At 69.0% G+C, this 22372-nt stretch carries 20 protein-coding genes and 4 tRNA genes; 2 read left to right on the top strand and 22 right to left on the bottom strand.

The annotated features are described in order from the left end of the window. The 19 genes from E6G06_02945 to E6G06_02855 all read right to left on the bottom strand — a co-directional run. Positions 1-187 (bottom strand): elongation factor Tu (locus E6G06_02945; protein ID TML93444.1); only part of this gene is annotated, 187 nt, incomplete at its 3' end. Between the two features lie 174 nt (positions 188-361). Next, the gene (fusA, locus tag E6G06_02940; protein ID TML93443.1) at positions 362-2458 is read right to left on the bottom strand and encodes an elongation factor G; all 2097 of its coding nucleotides are present in this window, start codon (positions 2456-2458) and stop codon (positions 362-364) included. Between the two features lie 104 nt (positions 2459-2562). Then, positions 2563-3033 carry a 30S ribosomal protein S7 gene (gene rpsG, locus E6G06_02935; GenBank protein ID TML93442.1) on the bottom strand — a complete coding sequence of 157 codons (471 nt, stop codon included), beginning with the start codon at positions 3031-3033 and terminating at the stop codon, positions 2563-2565. Between the two features lie 3 nt (positions 3034-3036). After that, positions 3037-3408: a 30S ribosomal protein S12 gene (locus tag E6G06_02930; GenBank protein TML93441.1), complete on the bottom strand. Its 372-nt coding sequence runs from the start codon at positions 3406-3408 to the stop codon at positions 3037-3039. A 44-nt stretch (positions 3409-3452) separates the two neighbouring features. Next, positions 3453-7445 (bottom strand): DNA-directed RNA polymerase subunit beta', encoded by a 3993-nt coding sequence (locus E6G06_02925; protein ID TML93440.1) that lies wholly within the window; start codon positions 7443-7445, stop codon positions 3453-3455. 195 nt (positions 7446-7640) lie between these two features. Beyond that, a complete protein-coding gene (locus tag E6G06_02920; protein TML93439.1) occupies positions 7641-11339 on the bottom strand; it encodes a DNA-directed RNA polymerase subunit beta in 3699 nt (1232 codons plus the stop codon). Positions 11340-11527: 188 nt separating this feature from the next. After that, positions 11528-11920, bottom strand: coding sequence for a 50S ribosomal protein L7/L12 (locus E6G06_02915; protein ID TML93438.1), 393 nt, complete (start codon positions 11918-11920; stop codon positions 11528-11530). Further along, a complete protein-coding gene (locus E6G06_02910) occupies positions 11917-12624 on the bottom strand; it encodes a 50S ribosomal protein L10 (GenBank protein ID TML93437.1) in 708 nt (235 codons plus the stop codon). Before E6G06_02910 ends, E6G06_02915 begins: the two co-directional genes overlap by 4 nt. A gap of 177 nt (positions 12625-12801) precedes the next feature. Further along, a complete protein-coding gene (locus E6G06_02905) occupies positions 12802-13518 on the bottom strand; it encodes a 50S ribosomal protein L1 (GenBank protein TML93436.1) in 717 nt (238 codons plus the stop codon). 1 nt (position 13519) lies between these two features. After that, positions 13520-13945 carry a 50S ribosomal protein L11 gene (rplK, locus tag E6G06_02900; GenBank protein TML93435.1) on the bottom strand — a complete coding sequence of 142 codons (426 nt, stop codon included), beginning with the start codon at positions 13943-13945 and terminating at the stop codon, positions 13520-13522. A gap of 32 nt (positions 13946-13977) precedes the next feature. Continuing rightward, complete coding sequence (gene nusG / locus E6G06_02895) at positions 13978-14793, bottom strand: transcription termination/antitermination protein NusG (protein ID TML93434.1); 816 nt, start codon at positions 14791-14793, stop codon at positions 13978-13980. After that, a complete protein-coding gene (gene secE / locus E6G06_02890) occupies positions 14790-15062 on the bottom strand; it encodes a preprotein translocase subunit SecE (protein TML93463.1) in 273 nt (90 codons plus the stop codon). Before secE ends, nusG begins: the two co-directional genes overlap by 4 nt. Positions 15063-15165: 103 nt before the next feature. Further along, positions 15166-15239, bottom strand: a tRNA-Trp gene (locus E6G06_02885). A 76-nt stretch (positions 15240-15315) separates the two neighbouring features. Next, entirely contained in the window at positions 15316-15699 is a 384-nt protein-coding gene (locus E6G06_02880) for a hypothetical protein (GenBank protein TML93433.1), read from the bottom strand. Continuing rightward, positions 15689-16348: a sigma-70 family RNA polymerase sigma factor gene (locus E6G06_02875; protein ID TML93432.1), complete on the bottom strand. Its 660-nt coding sequence runs from the start codon at positions 16346-16348 to the stop codon at positions 15689-15691. Before E6G06_02875 ends, E6G06_02880 begins: the two co-directional genes overlap by 11 nt. A gap of 12 nt (positions 16349-16360) precedes the next feature. Continuing rightward, entirely contained in the window at positions 16361-16525 is a 165-nt protein-coding gene (rpmG, locus tag E6G06_02870) for a 50S ribosomal protein L33 (protein TML93431.1), read from the bottom strand. A 45-nt stretch (positions 16526-16570) separates the two neighbouring features. Beyond that, on the bottom strand, positions 16571-17758 hold the full coding sequence (gene tuf / locus E6G06_02865; protein TML93430.1) for an elongation factor Tu: 1188 nt from the start codon (positions 17756-17758) through the stop codon (positions 16571-16573). Positions 17759-17938: 180 nt separating this feature from the next. Next, positions 17939-18015: transfer RNA gene (locus E6G06_02860), tRNA-Met, on the bottom strand. Positions 18016-18065: 50 nt separating this feature from the next. Beyond that, positions 18066-18138 (bottom strand) — tRNA-Thr (locus E6G06_02855). An 88-nt stretch (positions 18139-18226) separates the two neighbouring features. Between E6G06_02855 and E6G06_02850 the strand changes: the two genes are divergently transcribed. Both E6G06_02850 and E6G06_02845 read left to right on the top strand, forming a co-directional pair. Next, a complete protein-coding gene (locus E6G06_02850; protein ID TML93429.1) occupies positions 18227-19537 on the top strand; it encodes a hypothetical protein in 1311 nt (436 codons plus the stop codon). A 40-nt stretch (positions 19538-19577) separates the two neighbouring features. Continuing rightward, complete coding sequence (locus E6G06_02845) at positions 19578-20063, top strand: N-acetyltransferase family protein (GenBank protein ID TML93428.1); 486 nt, start codon at positions 19578-19580, stop codon at positions 20061-20063. 15 nt (positions 20064-20078) lie between these two features. Here E6G06_02845 and E6G06_02840 read toward each other — a convergent pair whose 3' ends face one another. The 3 genes from E6G06_02840 to E6G06_02830 all read right to left on the bottom strand — a co-directional run bounded on the left by E6G06_02840 (position 20079) and on the right by E6G06_02830 (position 22360). Continuing rightward, positions 20079-20669 (bottom strand): MOSC domain-containing protein, encoded by a 591-nt coding sequence (locus tag E6G06_02840; GenBank protein TML93427.1) that lies wholly within the window; start codon positions 20667-20669, stop codon positions 20079-20081. Between the two features lie 62 nt (positions 20670-20731). After that, a complete protein-coding gene (locus tag E6G06_02835) occupies positions 20732-21916 on the bottom strand; it encodes a hydrolase (protein TML93426.1) in 1185 nt (394 codons plus the stop codon). Positions 21917-22278: 362 nt separating this feature from the next. Further along, positions 22279-22360: transfer RNA gene (locus E6G06_02830), tRNA-Tyr, on the bottom strand. Positions 22361-22372: the final 12 nt, after the last annotated feature.

The following is a 22372-nucleotide window of genomic DNA, read 5'->3' as shown; positions in this document are numbered from 1 at the left end:
TGATGCCCCGCTGCTTCTCCTCCGGCGCCTTGTCGATCTGGTCGAAGGCGGTGAAGGCCACGCTGGGGTTCCGGTCGTGCAGCACCTTGGTGATGGCCGCGGTGAGGGTGGTCTTGCCGTGGTCGATGTGGCCCATCGTCCCCACGTTGACGTGGGTCTTGGTGCGCTCGAACTTCTGCTTCGCCATGTTTTCTGTGTTCCTTTCCCGGGCGGGGCCCCAACCCCGCCCTCCTCCCGAAGCACGGGGCCCCTGCCCCGTGCCGGGCCGTCTCTGTTCCGGTGGGGCCCCTGCCCCACCGGCGCCGTGTCGTCTGTTGTCATCTCCCCGGGCGGCAGGTTCCCAGCGAGGGGTGCCCTTGCGTTACTCGCCGCGGACTCGGGCCACGATCTCGCGAGAGATCGAGGCGGGCACTTCTTGGTAGGAGTGGAACTGCATCGTGTACGTCGCGCGACCCTGGGTGCGCGAGCGCAGGTCGGTAGCGTAGCCGAACATCTCCGCCAGAGGCACCTGCGAGCGGATGACCTGGCTCGAGCCCCGCTGCTCCATCCCCTCCACCTTGCCGCGCCGGCTGGAGAGGTCGCCGATGACGTCGCCCATGTAGTCCTCGGGGGTGACGACCTCGACCGCCATGATGGGCTCGAGGAGCACGGGTTGCGCCGAGCGGGCCGCCTTCTTGAACGCGAGCGAGCCCGCGATCTTGAACGCCATCTCCGAGCTGTCGACCTCGTGGTAGGAGCCGTAGGTGAGGGTCACGCGGATGTCGACCGTCGGGTAGCCGGCCAGCACGCCGCCCTGCATCGCCTCCTGGATGCCGGCGTCGACCGATGGGATGTACTCCTTGGGGATGACGCCGCCTGTGACCTTGTCGATGAACTCGTACCCGCCGCCGGGACCGGTGGGCTCGAGGGAGATGACGACGTGGCCGTACTGGCCGCGGCCGCCCGTCTGACGCACGTAGCGCTCCTCGACCTTCGTGACCGGCTTGCGGATCGTCTCCCGATAGGCGACCTGGGGCTTGCCCACGTTGGCGTCGACCTTGAACTCGCGCAGCATGCGGTCGACGAGCACCTCGAGATGCAGCTCGCCCATGCCCGCGATGATCGTCTGGCCGGTCTCGTCGTCGGTGTGGACCTGGAAGGTCGGGTCCTCCTCGGACAGCGACTTCAGCGCGTTGCCGAGCTTGTCCTGCGCGTCCTTGGTCTTGGGCTCGACGGCCACGTGGATCACGGGCTCGGGGAACTCCAGCGACTCGAGGACGATCGGCGCGTTGGGGTCGCACAGCGTGTCGCCCGTGGTGGTCTGCTTGAGGCCGACCACGGCCACGATGTCGCCCGCGAAGACGCCTTCTTTGTCCTCGCGGTGGTTGGCGTGCATCTGCAGGATCCGGCCGATGCGTTCCTTGCGGTCACGCGACGAGTTGAGGACGGCCGCGCCCTTGTGCAGCTTGCCGCTGTACACGCGCATGTAGGTGAGCTTGCCGACGTAGGGGTCGGTCATGATCTTGAAGGCCAGCGCCGAGAACGGCGCCGCGTCCTCCGCCGGGCGCTCGAGCTCCTCGATGCCCTTGATGTCGATGCCGGTGATCGGTGGCAGGTCGACCGGGCTGGGCAGGAAGTCGACCACCGCGTCGAGCATGGGCTGCACGCCCTTGTTCTTGAACGCCGACCCGCACAGGACCGGCACAACGTGGTTCGCGATGGTGCCGGCGCGGAGCGCCTTGCGCAGGTCGTCGGCGGTGATCTCCTGGTCGCCCACGTACTTCTCGAGGATGTTCTCGTCGAATGTCGACAGGACGTCGACCAGCTGGTGACGGTACTCGGCGGCCTGGGCCTGGAGGTCGGCCGGGATCTCCGCGACCTCCCACTTCTCACCCATGCCCTCCTCCCAGACGAGGCCCTTCATCCCGATGAGGTCGACGCAGCCGCGGTAGTGGCCCTCGGCACCGATCGGCAGCTGGACGACGGCGGGCAGCGCGTCGAGTCGATCCTTGATCATGTCGACGGCGCGGAAGTAGTCGGCGCCGATGCGGTCCATCTTGTTGATGAAGCAGATGCGGGGGACGCCGTACTTGTTCGCCTGTCGCCACACCGTCTCGGTCTGGGGCTCGACGCCGGCCACCGCGTCGAACACCGCGACGGCACCGTCGAGCACGCGCAGGCTGCGCTCCACCTCGACCGTGAAGTCGACGTGGCCCGGCGTGTCGATGATGTTGATCCAGGTGTCCTTCCAGTTGCACGTGGTGGCCGCCGACGTGATGGTGATGCCGCGCTCCTGCTCCTGCACCATCCAGTCCATGGTGGCGGCGCCCTCGTGCACCTCACCGATCTTGTAGTTCTTGCCGGTGTAATAGAGGATCCGCTCCGTCGTGGTGGTCTTGCCCGCGTCGATGTGGGCCATGATCCCGATGTTGCGGGTCCGGGCCAGCGGGAACTCTCGGATGACGGGTGCCTCAGCCATGATCTGCTCTCAGAGGGTTGCGTTCAGACGGGGAAGGGAAACGGGCGCACGCAGACGCGCAGCCGGGCGAGGGCGCCCGGCTGCCACCCAACAAGGGTACGGGACTACCAGCGGTAGTGGGCGAACGCCTTGTTGCTCTCAGCCATCTTGTGCATGTCTTCCCGGCGCTTGACCGCGGAGCCGATGCCGTTCGAGGCGTCCATCAGCTCGTTGGCGAGGCGCCCGGCCATGGTCTTCTCCCGCCGCTGGCGCGAGTAACCCACGACCCAGCGGATGGCGAGCGTGTTGGCCCGGCGGGGCCGAACCTCAACCGGGACCTGATAGGTCGCGCCGCCGACGCGACGGCTCTTCACCTCGAGTTGGGGCTTCACGTTCTCGATGCCCCGCTTCAGGGTGGCGGTGGGCTCGGAGCCGGTCTTGTCCTTGATGATCTCGAGCGCGTCGTAGACGATGCGCTCGGCCACCGACCGCTTGCCGCGCACGAGCACCTTGTTGACGATCTGCGTCACGAGCACCGACCGGTAGATGGGGTCGGGCATGAGCTCGCGACGCGGGGCGGGACCTTTCCTCGGCATCGGCTAGCCGTCCCGCTTGGCGCCGTAGCGGCTGCGCGCCTGCTTGCGGTCGCGGACGCCCGACGTGTCGAGGGTGCCGCGGATGATCTTGTAGCGCACGCCCGGGAGGTCCTTCACACGGCCGCCGCGGACGAGCACGATCGAGTGCTCCTGCAGGTTGTGGCCCACGCCCGGGATGTAGGCGGTCACCTCGATGCCGCTGGTGAGCCGCACGCGCGCCACCTTGCGCAACGCCGAGTTCGGCTTCTTCGGCGTGGTGGTGTACACGCGCGTGCACACGCCCCGGCGTTGCGGCGCGCCCTTCAGGGCCGGCGTCTTCGTCTTCTCCGACTTCGACTCTCGACCCTTCCGGACCAGCTGCTGGATGGTGGGCACCGTCTACCTCTCGCGGCGGGCAGGACGGCGAATGATAATCCGCATCAGCCCGCCGTCTCCTCCGGCGCCATGGCGACGACCTCGGCAACCGCCGCGCCGTCACCGTCGCCCTCGGTCGGCGGCTCCGGCGAGGGCCCGATGTTGGCCAGCCAGGCGGCCAGGTCCTCCTCGGTGTCGGAGGTGTAATAGGCCAAAGGCTCGTAGTCGGGCGCCTCGAGGTCGAGGTTGCGGTAACGCGTCATCCCCGTCCCCGCGGGGATGAGCTTGCCGATGATGATGTTCTCCTTCAGCCCGAGGAGCTGGTCGCTCTTGCCCTCGATGGCGGCCTCGGTGAGCACCCGGGTCGTCTCCTGGAACGAGGCCGCGGACAGCCACGAGTCGGTGGCGAGCGAGGCCTTGGTGATGCCCATCAGCTCGGGCCGGCCCTCGGCCGGCGTCTGCTTCTCCTGCACGAGCGTGCGGTTGACGTCGGCGTAGACACGCGAGTCCACCCGCTCGCCGGGCAGGAACCCCGAGTCGCCCGGCTCCGCCACCGAGACCCGCCGAAGCATCTGGCGCACGATGAGCTCGATGTGCTTGTCGTGGATCGACACGCCCTGGTCGCGGTACACCTTCTGGACCTCGTCGACCAGGTACTGCTGGGTCTCGCGGATGCCCTTGATCTCGAGCAGCTCCTTGGGGTCCTTCGGACCTTCGACCAGCGCGTCGCCCGCCGACACCTCCTGGCCGTCGTGCACCAGCAGGCGGGAGAGGTCGCGGGTGGAGACCGAGTAGCTCTCCTCGTCGCCGTCGTCGCCGACGATGGTGACGGTGCGGCCGCGACTCTCGTCGTCGACGATGCGGATCACGCCCGACGTGCGGGCGAGGATGGCCTTGCCCTTGGGGGTGCGGGCCTCGAAGAGCTCGACGACGCGCGGGAGGCCGTGGGTGATGTCCTCCCCCGCGATGCCACCGGTGTGGAAGGTGCGCATCGTGAGCTGCGTGCCGGGCTCGCCGATGGACTGGGCCGCGATCACGCCGACCGCCTCACCCAGCTCGATGGCACGGCCGGTGGCGAGCGAGCGCCCGTAGCAGGCGGCGCACACGCCGTAGGCGGCCTCACACGTGAGCACCGAGCGCACGCGCACCCGCTCGACCGCGGGATCGTCGCGCAGCGCGACCATCTCCTCCTCGCCGACGGGCGTGCCCGCCGGGATCGCGCCGGCCGCCTCGGCCAGCACCCGGCCGTTGAGACGGGTATCGAGGTTGTAGCGCCGACCGGCCTCGTCGGACCGCACGTTGTCGAGCCACACGCCGCGTGTGGTCTCACAGTCCTCCTCGCGCACGATGAGCTCCTGGGCCACGTCGACGAGGCGCCGCGTGAGGTAGCCCGAGTCGGCGGTGCGGAGCGCGGTGTCGGCCAGTCCCTTGCGGGCGCCGTGGGTGGAGATGAAGTACTCCAGCACCGAGAGGCCCTCGCGGAAGTTGGACTTGATGGGCCGGGGGATGATCTCGCCCCGGGGGTTGGCCACCAGGCCGCGCATGCCCGCGATCTGGCGCACCTGCATGATGTTTCCGCGTGCCCCCGACCCCACCATCATGTCGATGGGGTTGAAGGTCATGGCATGCAGCGTCTCCTCCATGGCCCGCCGCACCTCTTCGGTGGCGTTGGTCCAGATCTCGACTTCCTTCTGGCGCCGCTCGTCGTCGGTGATGATGCCCTTCTTGAACTGCGACTCGATCTTCTCCGCCTGCTTCTCGTAGCTGTCGAGGATCGCGCCCTTCGACTCGGGCGTCTTGACGTCGTCCATCGAGATCGTCAGGCCGGACTGGGCCGCGTAACGGAAGCCCAGGTCCTTGATCTTGTCGAGGCTGGCGGCCACCGCCGCCTTCGGGTAGTTCTCCACCAGCTTCTCGACGATCTCGCCGATGTCGCGCTTGCGTACCGCCCGGTGGACGTAGCCGTCGTGCTCACCCTCCCTCCACGCGTACTCCTCGCAGAACCCGGCGGGCAGCGCGTGCTCGAAGAACAGCCGGCCCGGGGTGGTCTCCCGCTCCACCTGGTCGGCATCGCCGTTCGTGTGGCCGCCGTTGGAATCGCCGTTCGCGTGGGCACCGTTGACCCGCACCTTGACCTTGGCGTGGATCGACAGGTCGCCCTCCTCACAGGCGCGCTCCACCTCGTGCAGGTGCCGGTACACCCGGCCCTCGCCCTTGGCCCCGTCGATCTGCTCGGTGAGGTAGTAGGCGCCGATGACCATGTCCTGGCTGGGCACCGCGAGGGGACGGCCCGAGGCCGGCGACAGGATGTTGTTGGCCGACAGCATGAGGATGCGCGCCTCGGCCTGCGCCTCCGCCGACAGCGGCAGGTGCACGGCCATCTGGTCGCCGTCGAAGTCGGCGTTGAACGCGGCGCACACCAGCGGGTGGATCTGGATGGCCTTGCCCTCGACCAGCAGCGGCTCGAAGGCCTGGATGCCGAGGCGGTGCAGGGTGGGCGCCCGGTTGAGGAAGACGGGGTGCTCCTTGATGACCTCCTCGAGCACGTCCCACACCTGCGGGCGACGCCGCTCCACCATGCGCTTGGCCGACTTGATGTTCTGGGCCAGCTCGGTGTCGACGAGCCGCTTCATCACGAACGGCTTGAAGAGCTCGAGCGCCATCAGCTTGGGCAGCCCGCACTGGTGCAGCTTGAGGGTCGGGCCGACGACGATGACCGAGCGGCCCGAGTAGTCGACGCGCTTGCCCAGCAGGTTCTGGCGGAAGCGGCCCTGCTTGCCCTTCAGCATGTCGGAGAGCGACTTCAGCGGGCGGTTGCCGGGACCGGTGACGGGCCGGCCCCGCCGCCCGTTGTCGAAGAGGGCGTCGACGGCCTCCTGCAGCATGCGCTTCTCGTTGTTGACGATGATCTCGGGCGCGCCGAGGTCGAGCAGCCGCTTCAGCCGGTTGTTGCGGTTGATCACGCGGCGGTAGAGGTCGTTGAGGTCGGACGTGGCGAAGCGGCCACCGTCGAGCTGCACCATCGGGCGCAGGTCGGGCGGGATCACCGGCACCGCGTCGAGGATCATGGCGCGCGGGTCGTTGACCCGGCGGCCGTTCTCGTCGCGTCGGTTGAACGCGGAGACGATCTTCAGCCGCTTGATGGCCTTCTGCTTGCGCTGGGCGGACAGCGGCCGCCGTCCCTCTTCGGGATCGATGGCGGCGCGGAGCTTGACCTCCTCCTCGTCGAAGTCGATCTCGTCGATGAGCTGGGCGATGGCGTCCGCGCCCATGCCGCCCCGGAAGTACTCGCCGTAGCGCTCGCGCAGCTGCCGCCACAGCACCTCGTCCTCGAGGATCTTGCGGGGGAAGAGGTCGCGGAACTCGTCGTAGGCGCGCTGGGTGACGTCGCGCTCGGCCTCGGCCGCCTCGCGGATCTGGCCCGCCTCCTTCTCCCACGCCCGCTTGCGCGCGTTGATCTCGGTCGCCTTGGCGCCTTCGGCCTCGAGCGCCTCGATCTCCTTCTCGACCTCCTCGCCCCGGCGCGCGAGCCGCACCTCGAGGTCGTTGTCGATCGCCTTCAGCTCCTCGCCCAGCTCGACCTCGAGGTTGGGGAGGTCGGCGTGGCGCCGCTCGTCGTCGACCCACGTGACGAGATTGGCGGCGAAGTAGATGACCTTCTCGAGCTGCTTGGCCTTCAGCTCCTCACGGGCCTCCGTGCCCATGAGGAGGTAGGCCAGCCACGAGCGCGTTCCGCGCAGGTACCAGATGTGCACCACGGGCGCGGCCAGCTCGATGTGGCCCATGCGCTCGCGCCGGACCTTGGACCGCGTGACCTCGACCCCGCAGCGCTCGCAGATGATGCCCTTGAACCGGACGCGCTTGTACTTGCCGCAGTAGCACTCCCAGTCCTTGGTCGGACCGAAGATCTTCTCGCAGAAGAGACCGTCCTTCTCGGGCTTGAGCGTGCGGTAGTTGATCGTCTCCGGCTTCTTCACCTCGCCGTTCGACCACGTGCGGATCGAGTCCGCCGTGGCCAACCCGATCCGAAGCTGATCAAAGTTGTTGACGTCCAGCACGTTTACCTCTCTCCACAAACAAAACGAACGAGCCGGGTGGGGGTTGCACCGAGCGCAGCGACGTGCTGCGGGTGGCCCGTAGGGAGGGCCCCGGATGGGAGGGGTCCCCGCGTCAGCGGGGAGGGACCCATTCGGGAGGGACCCTGAGGGACAGGCCCCGCAGCACCGGGGGCGGGAGCGGAACCGACACGCAACTCAGAACCCACGTTCCGCCCGCTTCCGCTCGTCCTCTTCATCCGAGCCCCGCTCCGGCCGGCTCAGGTCGATCCCCAACTCCTCGGCCGTCCGGAAGATGTCCTCGTCGAGCTCGCGCATCTCGATCTCCTCACCCGTCGTCGAGAGCACCTCGACGTTGAGGCACAGGGACTGCATCTCCTTGATGAGCACCTTGAAGCTCTCGGGGATGCCCGGCTCGGGGATGTTCTCGCCCTTGACGATGGCCTCGTAGACCTTCACGCGACCGAGCACGTCGTCGGACTTGATCGTCAGCAGCTCCTGCAGGGCGTAGGCGGCGCCGTACGCCTCGAGCGCCCACACCTCCATCTCGCCGAACCGCTGACCGCCGAACTGGGCCTTTCCGCCAAGAGGCTGCTGCGTGATCATCGAGTACGGGCCCGTCGACCGCGCGTGGATCTTGTCGTCGACGAGGTGGAGCAGCTTCATGATGTACACGTAGCCGACGGTGATCTGGTTGTCGTACTGCTCGCCGGTGCGCCCGTTGAAAAGCGTGGCCTTGCCGTCGGTGCCGATGAGCCGCTCGCCGTCGGGCCCCTCGGGGTTGAGCTCCTCGAACAGCTGCTTGATCGTCGGGTGACGGCCCGCGTCGTCCTCTTCGTCCCAGTGGGCGCCGTCGAACACCGGCGTCGACACCCAGACCGCGGGATCGGTGATCGTGCGCGTCTTGTTGGCGGTGCCCCGCACGCTGGCGCTGGCACCGACGCCGACGCCGACGCCGCCGTTCACGCGGGCGCCGCCGTTCACACGGGCGCCGCCGTTCACACCGGCGCTGCCGTTCGCGCCGGCACTGCCGTCCCAGCCCCACCGGGCGGCGTAGCCGAGGTGGGCCTCGAGCACCTGGCCCACGTTCATGCGGCTCGGCACGCCGAGGGGGTTGAGGATGATGTCGACCGACGTGCCGTCGGACAGGTGGGGCATGTCCTCGACCGGCAGGATCTTCGAGATCACGCCCTTGTTGCCGTGGCGGCCGGCCAGCTTGTCGCCCTCGCTGATCTTGCGCTTCTGGGCGACGTAGACCCGCACCAACTGGTTGACACCCGGCGCCAGCTCGTGCTGCTCGTCGCGCGAGAACACCTTGACGTCGATGACCTTGCCCGTCTCGCCGTGGGGCACCTTGAGGCTGGTGTCGCGCACCTCGCGCGCCTTCTCGCCGAAGATGGCGCGGAGCAGGCGCTCTTCCGGCGTGAGCTCGGTCTCACCCTTCGGGGTGACCTTGCCGACGAGCACGTCGCCCGGCCCCACCTCGGCGCCGATGCGGATGATGCCCCGCTCGTCGAGGTCCTTGAGGATCTCCTCCGAGAGGTTCGGGATGTCGCGCGTGATCTCCTCGGCACCGAGCTTGGTGTCGCGCGCGTCGACCTCGTGCGCCTCGATGTGGATCGAGGTGAGGACGTCGTCTCGGACGAGGCGCTCCGACAGGATGATGGCGTCCTCGAAGTTGTAGCCCTCCCACGGCATGAACGCGACGAGCAGGTTCTTGCCCAACGCCAGGTCGCCCTGGTGGGTCGAGGGCCCGTCGGCGAGCACCGTGCCGGTGACGACCTTGTCGCCCTCGGCCACGAGGGGCTTCTGGTTGATGCAGGTGCCCTGGTTGGACCGACGGAACTTGTGGAGCCGGTAGACGCGCCGGTCGAGCGCGTTGCCCAGGTGGTCCTTCGTGCCGGGCTGGTACTGCACGGTGACGTGGTCGCCGGTGACCTCGGTGACGTCGCCGTCGCCCTCGGCCATGATCACCTCGCCCGCGTCGCGCGCGGCGCGGTGCTCGATGCCGGTGCCGATGTAGGGCGCCTCGGCGCGCACGAGCGGCACGGCCTGCTTCTGCATGTTGGCGCCCATGAGGGCGCGGTTGGCGTCGTCGTGCTCGAGGAACGGGATCATCGCCGTCGCCACCGACACGATCTGCTTCGGCGACACGTCCATCAGGTCGACGTCGAGCTTGGGCACGAAGTCGATCTCGCTGGTGGTGCCGTAGCTCGTGCCTTGCGCACCGACCCGCACACCGGCGCCTTGCGGCCCGCGGCGCACGAGCACCCGCTCTTCGGAGAACTCGCCGCGCTCGTTGAGCGGCGCGTTGGCCTGGGCGATGATGTGCTCCTCCTCCTCGTCGGCTGCGAGGTAGAGGATCTCGTCGGTGACTCGGCCGTTGACCACCTTGCGGTAGGGCGTCTCGATGAACCCGAAGTCGTTGACCTGCGCGAACGAGGCCAGCGAACCGATGAGGCCGATGTTGGGGCCCTCCGGCGTCTCGATGGGGCACATCCGGCCGTAGTGGGAGGTGTGCACGTCGCGCACCTCGAACCCGGCGCGCTCGCGGCTGAGACCGCCCGGGCCGAGCGCGGACAACCGGCGCTTGTGGGTGAGGCCCGACAACGGGTTGGTCTGGTCCATGAACTGCGACAGCTGGCTGGTGCCGAAGAACTCCTTGATGGCCGCGACCACGGGCCGGATGTTGATCAGCGTCTGCGGCGTGATCGCCTCGACGTCCTGGGTGGTCATGCGCTCGCGGACCACCCGCTCCATGCGGGAGAGGCCGATGCGGACCTGGTTCTGGATCAGCTCGCCGACCGAGCGGATGCGCCGGTTGGCGAAGTGATCCTGGTCGTCGAGGCGGTAGACGATCTTGCGCTCGGCGTCGATCGTGTACTCGGGCTCACCCGCCGCCAGGTGCAGGAGGTAGCTGGTGGCAGCCAGGATCTCGCTGGGGCTGAGCACGCCCTGATCGCCGGCGGGACGCTCGATGGGGATCTCGAGGTCGCGCTCGAGCCGCTCGAGCTCGAGGCCGAGCTTGCGGTTCAGCTTGTAGCGGCCGACGCGCGTGAGGTCGTAGCGCTTCGGATTGAAGAAGGCGTTCTCGAAGTACGCGCGCGCCGACTCGACGTTGGGCGGCTCGCCCGGTCGGGCCCGCTTGTAGATCTCGACCAACGCCTCTTCGCGCGTCGGGACGAGCTCACGCTCCTTCTCCCACTGGCTCTCGAGGAGCACCACGCCGTTCGGGAACTTGAAATGCCGCACGAAGCGGTCGATGAGGCCGGGGTGGGTCTCCTCGTCGTAGCCCAGCGCCCGCAGCAGCACGAAGAGGCTGAGCCGCCGCTTGCGCGCCACGCGGGCGCCCGCCGTGAGGTCCTTGCCCGGCTTGGCCTCGACGTCGAACTCGATCCACTCCCCGCGGTACGGGTGGATCGTGCCGGTGACGAGCGTCTTGGCGTCGCGGCCGGGCTGAAAGATCACGCCCGGGCTGCGCACGAGCTGGGAGACGACCACCCGCTCGGTGCCGTTGACGATGAAGGTGCCCTTCTCGGTCATCATCGGGAAGTCCCCCATGAAGACCGTCTGCTCCTTGATCTCGCCCGTGGTGGCGTTCATGAAGCGGGCGCGGACGAAGATCGGCGCGGAGAAGGTCATGTCCTTCTCCTTGCACTCCTCGACCGTGAACTTCGGCGGCGGGCGCAGGTCGATGTCGTCCGCCTCGAACTCGAGCTCGAGCCGAAGCTGACCGGTGAAGTCCTCGATCGGGCTGATGTCGCGGAAGGTCTCCGCCAGTCCGTTGTCGAGGAACGACCGGAAGGAGTCGCGCTGGATCGCGATCAGGTCTGGGAGAGGCAGGACTTCGTCGAGGTTGGCAAAGGAGAAGCGTTCCCGGGCAGTGGAACGGGGCAAGAGCGTCACTCCTCGAAACGGGACCGAGTTGCTGCGGGTGCGCGCGGAGTCAAGCCAGATGGATCAAAGGCAGGACGCGGACGGGCACGGCAACCCGACAGCCTAGCGGGTGGGTGCGCAGAAAGGCAACCCATCCCGGAGATCGGCTGAAGGGAGGGTAAGCCAATCGCCCCGATCGGTCAAGGGTCCTACTTGAGCTCGACGGTGGCACCCGCGCCTTCCAACTGCGCCTTGGCCTTCTCGGCGTCCTCCTTGGACACCCTCTCGAGGACGGGCTTGGGGGCCGCGTCGATGAGGTCCTTCGCCTCCTTCAGGCCCAGGCTGGTGAGGGCCCGCACCTCCTTGATGACCTGGATCTTCTTGTCGCCCGCGGCGGACAGGATGACGTCGAACTCGTCCTGCTCCTCGACCTCCTCGGCGGGGGCGCCGCCGCCCGCGGCTCCCCCGGCGGGGGCGGCCGCCACCGGCGCCGCCGCGGTCACCCCGAACTTCTCCTCGAAGTCCTTGAGCAGCTCGCTCAGCTCGAGCACGGTCATGCCGGCGATGGCGTCGAGGATCTCTTCCTTGGTGGCCATGGTCACTGGTCCTCCTGGGGCTCGGGTGCGGGTTCGGTGTCGACCGGCGATTCGCCGGCGTCGGACGTCGGGGCCTCGTCGGCCACGTCTGCGGCCGCCTCGGGCGCGGCAGCCTCGAGTTGTTCGGCTCCCTCGAGCTGTTCGGTTGGCTCGGGGGCGGGTGCCTCGGGGGCGGGTGCCTCGGGCACGCCGCCCTGCTTGTCGATCAGGGCCTGCAGGCCGTAGGCCAGGTTGCGGGGCAGGGCCTGCAGGAGGCCGGCGAACGTCTGCAGCGGCGCGGCGACGGCCCCGGCCAGCTGCGCCAGGAGCAGGTCGCGCGACGGCAACTCGGCCAGCGCCCCCGCGTCGGCGGCCGAGAGCACCTTGGCGCCCAGGAGGCCGCCCTTGACCACCAGGTTGGGGTTGGTCCGGGCGAAGTCGCGCAGTGCCTTGGCCACGCTGGCGGCATCCGTCTCGACGAAGGTGATGGCCGTCGGCCCGACGAGCAGGGTCTCCAACCCGTCCAGGCCGAGCTCGCGCACCGCGAAGCGCACGAGCGTGTTCTTGTAGATCTTGTACTCGCCGCCCGCCTCCCGCAGCGAGCGGCGCAGTCGGGCCAGCTCGCCGACGCCGAGGCCGCGGTACTCGGTCAGCAGCGCCGCGTTCGCCGACGAGAGGCGCTCGCGCACCTCGTCGACGACAGCCACCTTCTCCGGCCTCGGATCGTCCATGCCTAGGTTTGCTCCTGAACAGCGAAACGGGCGCTCGCAGCTCACGCGCGAACGCCCGGGGCTCGGGAGCTCGCCTCGTCGGGCGGGGCTCGGAGAGGCCCCTTTATGCGCTCACGGCGCACCGGATGTCTGCGGCGCAGATGAAGTTTTGGGTTGAAGTTGCGAAGGGTGACGCTACTACGCGCTCGCCGCCTCTTCCTCGAGATTGCGCAGCCGGGTGGGGTCGACCTTGACCCCCGGGCCCATGGTGGACGACAGGGTGATGCCCCGGATGTAGCGGCCCTTGGCCGCCGGGGGCTTGGCCCGCTGCAGCTCGTCGAGAACGGCTCGGAAGTTCTCGAGCAGCGCGGCGCGGTCGAAGCTCACCTTGCCGATTGGTGTGTGGATGTTTCCGTACCGGTCGGTGCGGTACTCGACCCGACCACCCTTGAACTCGCCGACCGCGCGGCCCACCTCGGGGGTGACCGTGCCCGTCTTCGGGTTGGGCATGAGGCCCCGCGGCCCGAGCACCCGCCCGAGCTTGCCGACCTGGGCCATGAGGTCGGGGGTGGCGATGGCCACGTCGAAGTCGAGGAAGCCGCCCTGCACCTTCTCGACCAGGTCGTCGGCGCCCACGATGTCGGCACCCGCGTCGCGCGCCTCGGCCGCGGCGGGACCGGCCGCGAACACCGCGACCCGCACCGCCTTGCCCGTGCCGGCCGGCAGCCCGACCGTGCCCCGCACGATCTGGTCCGCCTTGCGGGGATCGACCCCGAGGCGCACGGCCAACTCGACGGTCTCGTCGAACTTCGCCGCGGCCACGCTCTTCACCAGGTCGACGGCCTCGGCCGGCGTGTGCTCCTGCTGGAGGTCGAAGTGCCGCACGGCGTCGGTGTACCTCTTTCCCTGGGCCACGTCAGCCCACCTTGATCCCCATCGAGCGGGCGGTTCCCGCCACCTGCTTCTTGGCCGCCTCGAGGTCGTTGGCGTTGAGGTCGGGCATCTTCGTCTGCGCGATCTCGGTCAGCTGCGCGTCGGAGATCGTGGCGACGATCTCGCGGCCCGTCGTCTGTGCGCCTTTGTCGATGCCGGCTGCGGCACGCAGCAGCACCGGTGTTGGCGGTGTCTTGGTGATGAAGGTGAACGACCGGTCCTCGAAGATCGTGATCTCGGCGGGGACGACCGTGCCCCGCTGGCTCTCGGTCTGGGCGTTGTACATCTTGCAGAAGTCCATGATGTTCACGCCGTGGGGCCCGAGCGCGGTGCCCACGGGCGGGGCCGGCGTCGCCGCGCCGGCGGGGATCTGGATCTTCACGATGGCGGCGACGCGCTTCTTCGCCATGGACGGCGGTTCCTTCCGTTTTGGAAAAGGGACTAGAGCTTGGCGACCTGGCTGAACTCGAGCTCGACGGGAGTCTCGCGCCCGAAGATGTTGACGAGCACCTTGAGCTTCAGCTGGTCTTCGTTGATCTCGGCGATCTGGCCCGAGAAGTCGGCGAAGGGCCCCTCACGCACGCGCACGCTCTCGCCCACCTCGTACTCGAGCCGGGGCCGGGTGCGCTTGGTGGTCTCGGGGCCCTCTTCCTTGACGCCGAGGAACGTCTCGACATCGGTGCGGGTGAGCGGCGTCGGCTTGGAGCCGGCGCCCACGAACCCGGTCACCCCGGGCGTGTTGCGGACGACGCGCCACGAGTCGTCGTCGAGGTCGCAGCGCACCAGCAGGTAGCCCGGGAAGACCTTCTTCGGCACGACGACCTTCTTGCCGCTCTTGAACTCGATCACGTCCTCCATGGGGATCACGCATTCGAAGATGCGGTCCTCCATGTCCATCGAGTTGATGCGGCTCTCGAGGTTGGACTTCACCTTGTTCTCGTAGCCCGCGTAGGTGTGCACGACGTACCAGCTGCCGGGACGGTCGTAGGGGCTCTCGCGGACCGGCTCCTCGTCGACGTCCTCGTAGTCGTCGGCACTGCCTCCGAGGAGCTCGTCCTCGGTGATGACGATGTCGCCGCCGGACACGGCCTCGGCGTCGTCGTCAGACGTGCCGGCGCCGTCGGGCGCGGCGCCGTCGGGAGCGGCGGGCGACAGGACGCTGGCGATGTCGGGGGTGTCTGTGACGTCGTTCACGGGATCGTCGTCCTCGAGCGCCTGCTCGTCGCGGTCGTCGCCGTCGTCGGTGAGGTCGGTCATGTCTTGAAGAGGAAGAAGACAGCCTTGCCGAACACGTAGTCGAGCCCGAAGATCAGCGCCATCAGCACGAGCAGCGCCACGAGCACGATGATCGAGTAGTTGATGACCTCCGCGCGGGTCGGCCATGCGACCTTGCGCAGCTCGGCGCGCACCTGGCGGGCGTACTCGCCCGGACCGGTGCGCTCCTTGACCGGACGGGGCGCGGGGCGGGGCTGAGGAGCGCGGCGCGCGGGGGTGCCGTCGGGCGCGAGCTGACCCTGGCGCTGCATCATGCGCTTGGTCTGTCGGTTCATTGCCATCCGAAGATCACCGCCACCTCACGTTCACCACGTTCGCCGCACCTCGGTTCGCCGCCACGTCGGCGGGAGCAAGCAGGGCAGGAGGGACTCGAACCCCCAACCGCCGGTTTTGGAGACCGGTGCTCTGCCAAATTGAGCTACTGCCCTTCGGGGGTAGTCCGCACCGAGGATAGCCGAGGCGCCGAGGGCACGACCCTGCACGGTTTCCCTGAAATGCAGCGCGCTAGCTCGCGAGGCGAACGCGCTTGCGGGCACGGTTGGCGAGCACGATGGCTCCGGCCGCCGCGCCTGCCGCAGTCGCGGCCGCCAACCCGCCGAGATACGCGCCCCGCCGGCCGCTCAGCAGCGAGCGCACCGCGCCCCGCTCCCCCGCGGCCTCGAGGTTGGCCAGGATCTCGGTGAGCAGACCCGGCGCGGGCTCGAGCACCTCGGTGCGCAGGTGGTGCAGCGTCTTCAGCAGCCGGCGGTGCTGGACCAGCTCGGCCTGGCAACGCAGGCAACCCTCGACGTGCCGGCGCAGGGCAAGGTCGGCCGACCCCGAGCCGTCGACGATCCCAGGCAGGGCGTCGGCGACGTCGGCGCACGAGAGCACGCGCTCAGACCGCACGGGCGCTCTCCTCCCCACTGATCGGGAACAGCCGCTCGCGCAGCTTCTTGCGCGCCCGGTGCAGGCGCACCTTTGCCGCCGCCTCGCTGATGCCGAGCTCGGTGGCGATCGCCTCGTGCGGCAGGTCGTAGACGTCGCGGAGGACGACCACCGCCCTCAGGCCCGGAGCGAGGTCGTGCAGCGCGTCGGAGACGCGGTCGCGGAGGAGCTGCGCCTCGGCCATCGACTCGGGGTCGACCTCGGGCCGGCCGTCGGCGAGCACGGCGTCGTCGACGAGCTCCTCGTGGCGGTGGCGGGTGCGCTTGGCGAGGAACGTGGACGCGCAGTTGGCGGTGATCCGGTACATCCAGGTCGAGAACTGGGCGTCGCCGCGGAACCGCTTCAGTCCCCGATAAGCCCGGAGATAGGCCTCCTGCACCACGTCGCGCGCATCCTCCTCGTCACCGGTGAGCCGGTAGGCGAGCGTGTACGTGTCGGCATAGGTCGCACGCACCAGCTCGTCGAAGGCATCCCGGTCGCCGGCCTGGGCCGCCTCGACCAGGCGATCCTGCCCGGACGGCTCCGACTGCTCGAGAGGTGCCTTCACACTTGGCTTCACAGGCTGTGTCGCTTCAAAGCACTGCGCTCCTCCGACCCGTGGGGGGAACAGGTCGTTACGCGCTTATCGCGTCTCTTTGTGAAGTGTATGCGCGCGGTCCCACCGGCAGTACTTCTTCATCTCGATGCGCTCGCGGTCGTTCTGCTTGTTCTTCATCGTGATGTAGTTGCGCCGCTTGCACTGCTCGCAGGCAAGCGTGACCTTGATGCGCTTCTCGTTCCGTGCCATCTCTTCCTTCTCTGTGTCTCTGTGTTGTGACGCTGCTGTCGTGGCCTACTTCAGGATCTTGGTGACCGAGCCGGCGCCCACGGTGCGCCCGCCCTCGCGGATGGCGAAGCGCAGGCCCTCGTCCATGGCGATGGGGTGGATGAGCTCGACGGTCATGACGGTGTTGTCGCCGGGCATGACCATCTCGGTGCCCTCGGGCAACACGATGTGGCCGGTGACGTCGGTGGTGCGGAAGTAGAACTGGGGCCGGTAGTTGTTGAAGAACGGGGTGTGGCGCCCGCCCTCCTCCTTGGTCAGCACGTAGACCTGGGCCTCGAAGTTGGTGTGGGGGGTGATGGAGCCGGGCTTGCACAGCACCTGGCCCCGCTCCACGTCCTCCTTCTTCGTCCCCCGCAGCAGCACCCCGATGTTGTCGCCCGCCTGGCCCTGGTCGAGGAGCTTGCGGAACATCTCCACCCCGGTGCACACGGTCTTGGTGGTGGGGCGGATGCCCACCATCTCCACCTCCTCGCCCACCTTGACCACGCCCTGCTCCACCTTGCCGGTGACGACCGTGCCCCGGCCGGTGATGGTGAACACGTCCTCGATGGGCATGAGGAAGGGCCGGTCCACGGCCCGCTCGGGGTCGGGGACGAAGCTGTCCACCGCGTCCATGAGCTCGAGGATCTTGGGGGTCCAGGCCTCGTCGCCCTCCAGCGCCTTGAGCGCGCTCACCCGCACCACGGGGGTGTCGTCGCCCGGGAACTCGTAGTCGGTGAGCAGCTCGCGCACCTCCAGCTCCACCAGGTCGAGCAGCTCCTCGTCGTCGACCATGTCCGCCTTGTTCAGGGCCACCACGATGTAGGGCACCCCCACCTGGCGGGCCAGCAGCACGTGCTCGCGGGTCTGGGGCATGGGGCCGTCGGCCGCGCTCACCACCAGGATGGCCCCGTCCACCTGGGCCGCGCCGGTGATCATGTTCTTGATGTAGTCGGCGTGGCCGGGCATGTCGACGTGCGCGTAGTGGCGCTTGTCGGTCTCGTACTCCACGTGGGCGATGGAGATGGTGATGCCCCGCTGCTTCTCCTCCGGCGCCTTGTCGATCTGGTCGAAGGCGGTGAAGGCCACGCTGGGGTTCCGGTCGTGCAGCACCTTGGTGATGGCCGCGGTGAGGGTGGTCTTGCCGTGGTCGATGTGGCCCATCGTCCCCACGTTGACGTGGGTCTTGGTGCGCTCGAACTTCTGCTTCGCCATGTCTTCCTCCCGGCTGGGGCCCCGGAGCCCCAGCCTCCTCGCCAAGGTGGGGCCCCTGCCCCACCGGCGCCGTGTCGTCTGTTGTCATCTCCCCGGGCGGCAGACCTGCCCCGCCGGCGCCGTGTTGTCGTGTGCCCGTGCGTTGTCTCGGGGACTTCGGTGCTGCGGACCTTCCTGCTGCGGTAGCGGCGGTCGGACTCGAACCGACGACCCCACGATTATGAGCCGTGTGCTCTTACCAACTGAGCTACGCCGCCATCTGTCGTCGCCCTGCGGGCGATCATGATCCTCGCGCGAGTGGCGAGTGAGCCCCCTGTCGGAATCGAACCGACGACACCAGCCTTACCATGGCTGTGCTCTACCGACTGAGCTAAGGGGGCGGGTTCCGGGCCGACAGGTTACCGGACCTCGCCGCGGCGTCTTCCCGGCGTATTCAAGAAAAAAACGACGCACGCCGATACGCCTGACGTGCGCTACCACCGCTTGATCCTGGAGGCGGGGCCGAACGCAGTGACGGTCCGCTTCCATCCGCGTCTCACCGTGGTCGCGGGCGTTGGCCGGCTGGAGCGCGACAGCCTCGTCGGCGAGCTCCTCGGCTCCCTCGGTGGCGGCCGGGGCGGCGCACACCTCGAGCTCACGGAGGACTCGGGGCGGCGCCTCGCGGTGATGCGCCCCGAGAGCGGGCGCGACCGCGTCGTGGAGATCGAGACGGGCCAGGACGTCAGCGGCGAGTTCGAGAACGCGCACGGCACGATCGACATCCTCGAGCACCTGGGGCTGAACGTCGAAGCGGCGCGCCGGTTGTGCCGTCTGAGCGCGACCGACGTGGCCGCGTCGAGTCGCAGCGACGCCCTCGTCCGCGCGTTGGCCGTGGTGGACCAGGATCAGCTGTGGCAGGCGGCCGACCAGGTCAGGGCGACCGACGTCGCCCTCAAGACCGAGGTCGAGGCGGTGGGCGCGGCGCCGGAGGACCTGCCGGTGATCGAAGAGATCGAGCGCCGCCACGAGGAGTTCGAGAACGCGCTGGAGAGGCACGAGGACGTTCGCCACCACGCTCTCTTCATCGGCGGCGCGTGCGCCCTCGCCGCCATCCCCGCCGCGCTTCTCAACCGGCTCTACGCGTTGCCGTTCCTGGTCGTGGCACTGCTGACGACCGTGGTCTCCATTCGCTTCCGGCGCCGCATGGAGCTCGCGCGCAAGGCCGAGTCCGAAGCGCTCGCCGCCGCGGGCGCACGGTCCTACATCGGGTTCCACCTCCAGCGGGTGAACGGCCTGCTCCAGGGACAGCACAACCGTCAGCACCTCGCCACCGCCGCCGAGGCGCACCGCCAGGCGGTCGCGCGCTGGCAGTCGCTGGCGGGAGAGGTCGCGGTGGACTGGGCGCTGACGATGCGCGAGCGGATCGCCACGCTGGCCGTGCGCCTGGCGGACGAGGGTCGCGCCGGGTCGGGGCTCACCGGCCCCAGCCTGCGCGCGGTGGAGCCTGCCGACCTGGCCCACGCCCTCGTCGCCCGACTGGCCGAGCTGCGCAATGCGGGGCCCGGCGGCCAGAGCCTCCCGCTCATCCTCGACGAGCCGTTGAACGGCGTCGACCCGTCGATCAAGCAGTGGATGCTCGAGCTCGTCGGTCGTTCCGCCGGGTCGCCGCAGGTCGTCTACCTGACCGAGGACGAGGACGTCGCCTCGTGGGCGCGCATGGAGGCCGTCGCCGGTCACCTTGCGGTCATCGAGCCCTCGCCGGAGCACGAGGCCGTCGTCGGCGAACGGCTCGTCGGGTAGGCCGCGCTCACGCGAGGACCGCCACGGTAGGGTCGGCGCGGTGGACGTGCGGCTGGCCCGACCCGACGACGCGCCGGCCATGCGTTCCATCTACAACGTCGAGGTGCAGGAGTCGACGGTGACGTTCGACCTCGTGCCCCGCTCGCTCGAGGACCAGCAGGCGTGGTTGGCGGCCCATGCCGGCGCGCACCCGGCCATCGCTGCGGTCGAAGGGGACGACGTCGTCGGCTTCGGGTCGCTGTCGCCCTACCGCGATCGCCCCGCGTACGCGACGACCGTCGAGGACTCGGTGTACGTGCGCCGCGACCGGCGGGGACACGGCGTCGGTGGGCTGCTGCTGGCCGAGCTCGTCGCGCTGGCGACCACGCATGGTTTCCATTCGGTCATCGGGCGGATCGTCGGCGGGCACGAGGCATCGATCGCCCTCCATCGCGCGTGTGGCTTCGAGCAGGCGGGCGTCGAACGCGAGGTGGGTCGCAAGTTCGGCCGCTGGCTCGACGTGGTCCTGATGCAGAAGCTGTTGTGAGGGGAGCCGCCTCGTTCAGAGAACGGAACGGGGGCGGAGCTTGCGGATCTCGTCACCGGTGCGGACGGTGCCCGCCACGACGACCTTGGCGTTCACGCCGCGCAGGCGCAGTTCCCGGCCCGTCGCCGAGTTCACGAACCGGAGCGCATCCCGCCCGAACCGCGCCGCGAACTTCGCGCAGCCGAGGTGTGGTTCATCGGTGATCTCGATCACGGCCGAGCCCAGCTCGAGACGGGTGGCAGGCGGCAGGTTCGCCTCGCTCAGGTCGAGATCGACGAACAGCTGATCACCGGCGAGCTGCCAGCGGTCGGCTCGTACCGCAACGAGCCGGGCGACCCGGGAGCTCATCAGCGTGAGTTGCATGTCGCCGTCCGGCCACCCGTCTGCGGTGGGCGGGTCCGACCGGGCCCGCCACGTGTCGCCGACGAGGCCCTCGCCGCGATCGAGCTCTCCGACCGCGAGGACCTCGCGCTCGCTCTCGGCCGGACGCCGGACGATGAGCTCGACCCGTCCGCGATCGCGGGGTGCCCGGCGGACGTCGTCGAGCCCCGCTTCGAGGGCGGCAGCGGTTGGGTGCTCGGTTGGGTGCTCCACCGCCCCGAGCATGCCCGGCGAGACGCCGGCGGGGCGAGCCGATTTGCTTCAGGTCCGATGAAGGGCGAACGCGCCTAGAGGCTCCCCATCATGTCGACGAAGTTGCCCGAGTAGAAGCGCTCCTGCGCCTCGTCGCTCGCGCCCTCGAGACTGCTCTCGAATCGCGCCAGCGGATCGCGCCCGCCCTCGGGATGGGGGTAGTCGGACGAGAACAGGAAGAGGTCGTCGCCGGACTGCTCGATCAGCCAGCCGACGGGTTCAGTGGGGAAGGGGGTGAACCAGAGCTGACGGTGCACGTACTCGGAGGCCTTGAGCGGCAAGTCGAGCGCCGGCTCGGTCCTCACGAACGTGGACTGGGCGATGTCGAGCCGCTTCAAGAGCGAAGGCACCCAGAGCGCGCCCTGCTCGATGCAGCCGCCGCGCAGACGGGGAAACCTCTCGAGCACGCCGTCGAGCACGATCACTGCGACGAAGGTCTCGGGTGGCTGATGCAGGACCATGTAGTCCTTCGACCGGACGTTCTCCCCGCCCCCGAGGAAGTCGGTGGTCGGCGGTTTGCCGTTGTTGTGGAACGCCTTGCGCAGCGGGTGCCCGCCCCCGCCGATGTGGGTCATGAACGGCGTGTCTGCATCCTGCAGCCGGGCCCAAACGCCGTCGTAGTCGGGGTGGCTCGGCGACATGTCGCGCGGCGGCGCGGACGGCACCAGGATCGCGCCACATCCGAAGTCGATCGCCTCCTCGACGGCCTGGGTGGAGAGCTCCGGCGCGCCCCACGGCACGAAACCCACTGCGATCAGCCGGTCGTCGTCGGAGCAGAAGTCGGCGATCGCCCGATTGTGGGCGCGGGTCCCGCCGTAGAGCAGGTCAGCGTCGTCGCTCGCGAACTGGGTCGCCGCGAACGTGCTGAACACGAGTTGGCGGTCGAAGCCCAGGAGGTCGAGCGCCCGGCTCCGCTCCGCAGGGTCGAAGGCTCCCAGCGCGCTCCACCCCTTGGCCTTCATCAGCGCGGCTTCGAGCGCGACGGCGGCCTGTTCGTCACCGCGGCGGGCCTCGGCATCGGCGACCGCCTGCTCGGCCATCGCACCTGCACCACCGAGGTAGAGCGGACGGATCTTGTCGCGCAGGTCAGGGTCGGCGTAGCCCACCAGCCAGTCAGAAGTCTCCATCAGATGGCTGTCGGCATCGAGGTAGGTGCGTCCTTGCGCGTAAGGCATGGTCCCTCCCGAGGTTCCGTGCCTCAGCATGCTGCCCGGGGCCACCGAGGGCAACGGTCGACACGTTCCGTCGAAATCCTGATTTCGTGCTTGCAAGGTGTCGTCTTGTCGTTGGCCCGAGACGCTGCCTGCGGAGGCGGCGGCGGGTCTGGTCGACACCTTTGGCCGTCATCGAGAAGCTGGCCGATGCGGGCCGGGCGCTGCCCGCCCGGCGGGTAGCGGCCTGGGACCCGTAGCGGGGCTCGGGTGAGCGCTCCACCGCCCGTCTCCGGTCGACGACGGCACCAGCACGATCGCGGACCGAGGGGCGCGGATCTGTGACGCCGCGATCGCGCGCATGGAAGCGCTCCTTCGGTAGCCGAATCGTGTCGCGGTCGGCGTGGACAGAGCGTGGGGGCCGGGGAAAGTGGGCCGGGGAGGATTCGAACCTCCGTAGGCTGTGCCGGCAGATTTACAGTCTGCTCCCTTTGGCCGCTCGGGCACCGACCCTGGTGGCGACGC

The organism is Actinomycetota bacterium, from assembly GCA_005888325.1.
Taxonomy (GTDB): Bacteria; Actinomycetota; Acidimicrobiia; order Acidimicrobiales; family AC-14; genus AC-14.
This window is presented reverse-complemented; position numbering and strand designations above follow the sequence as displayed.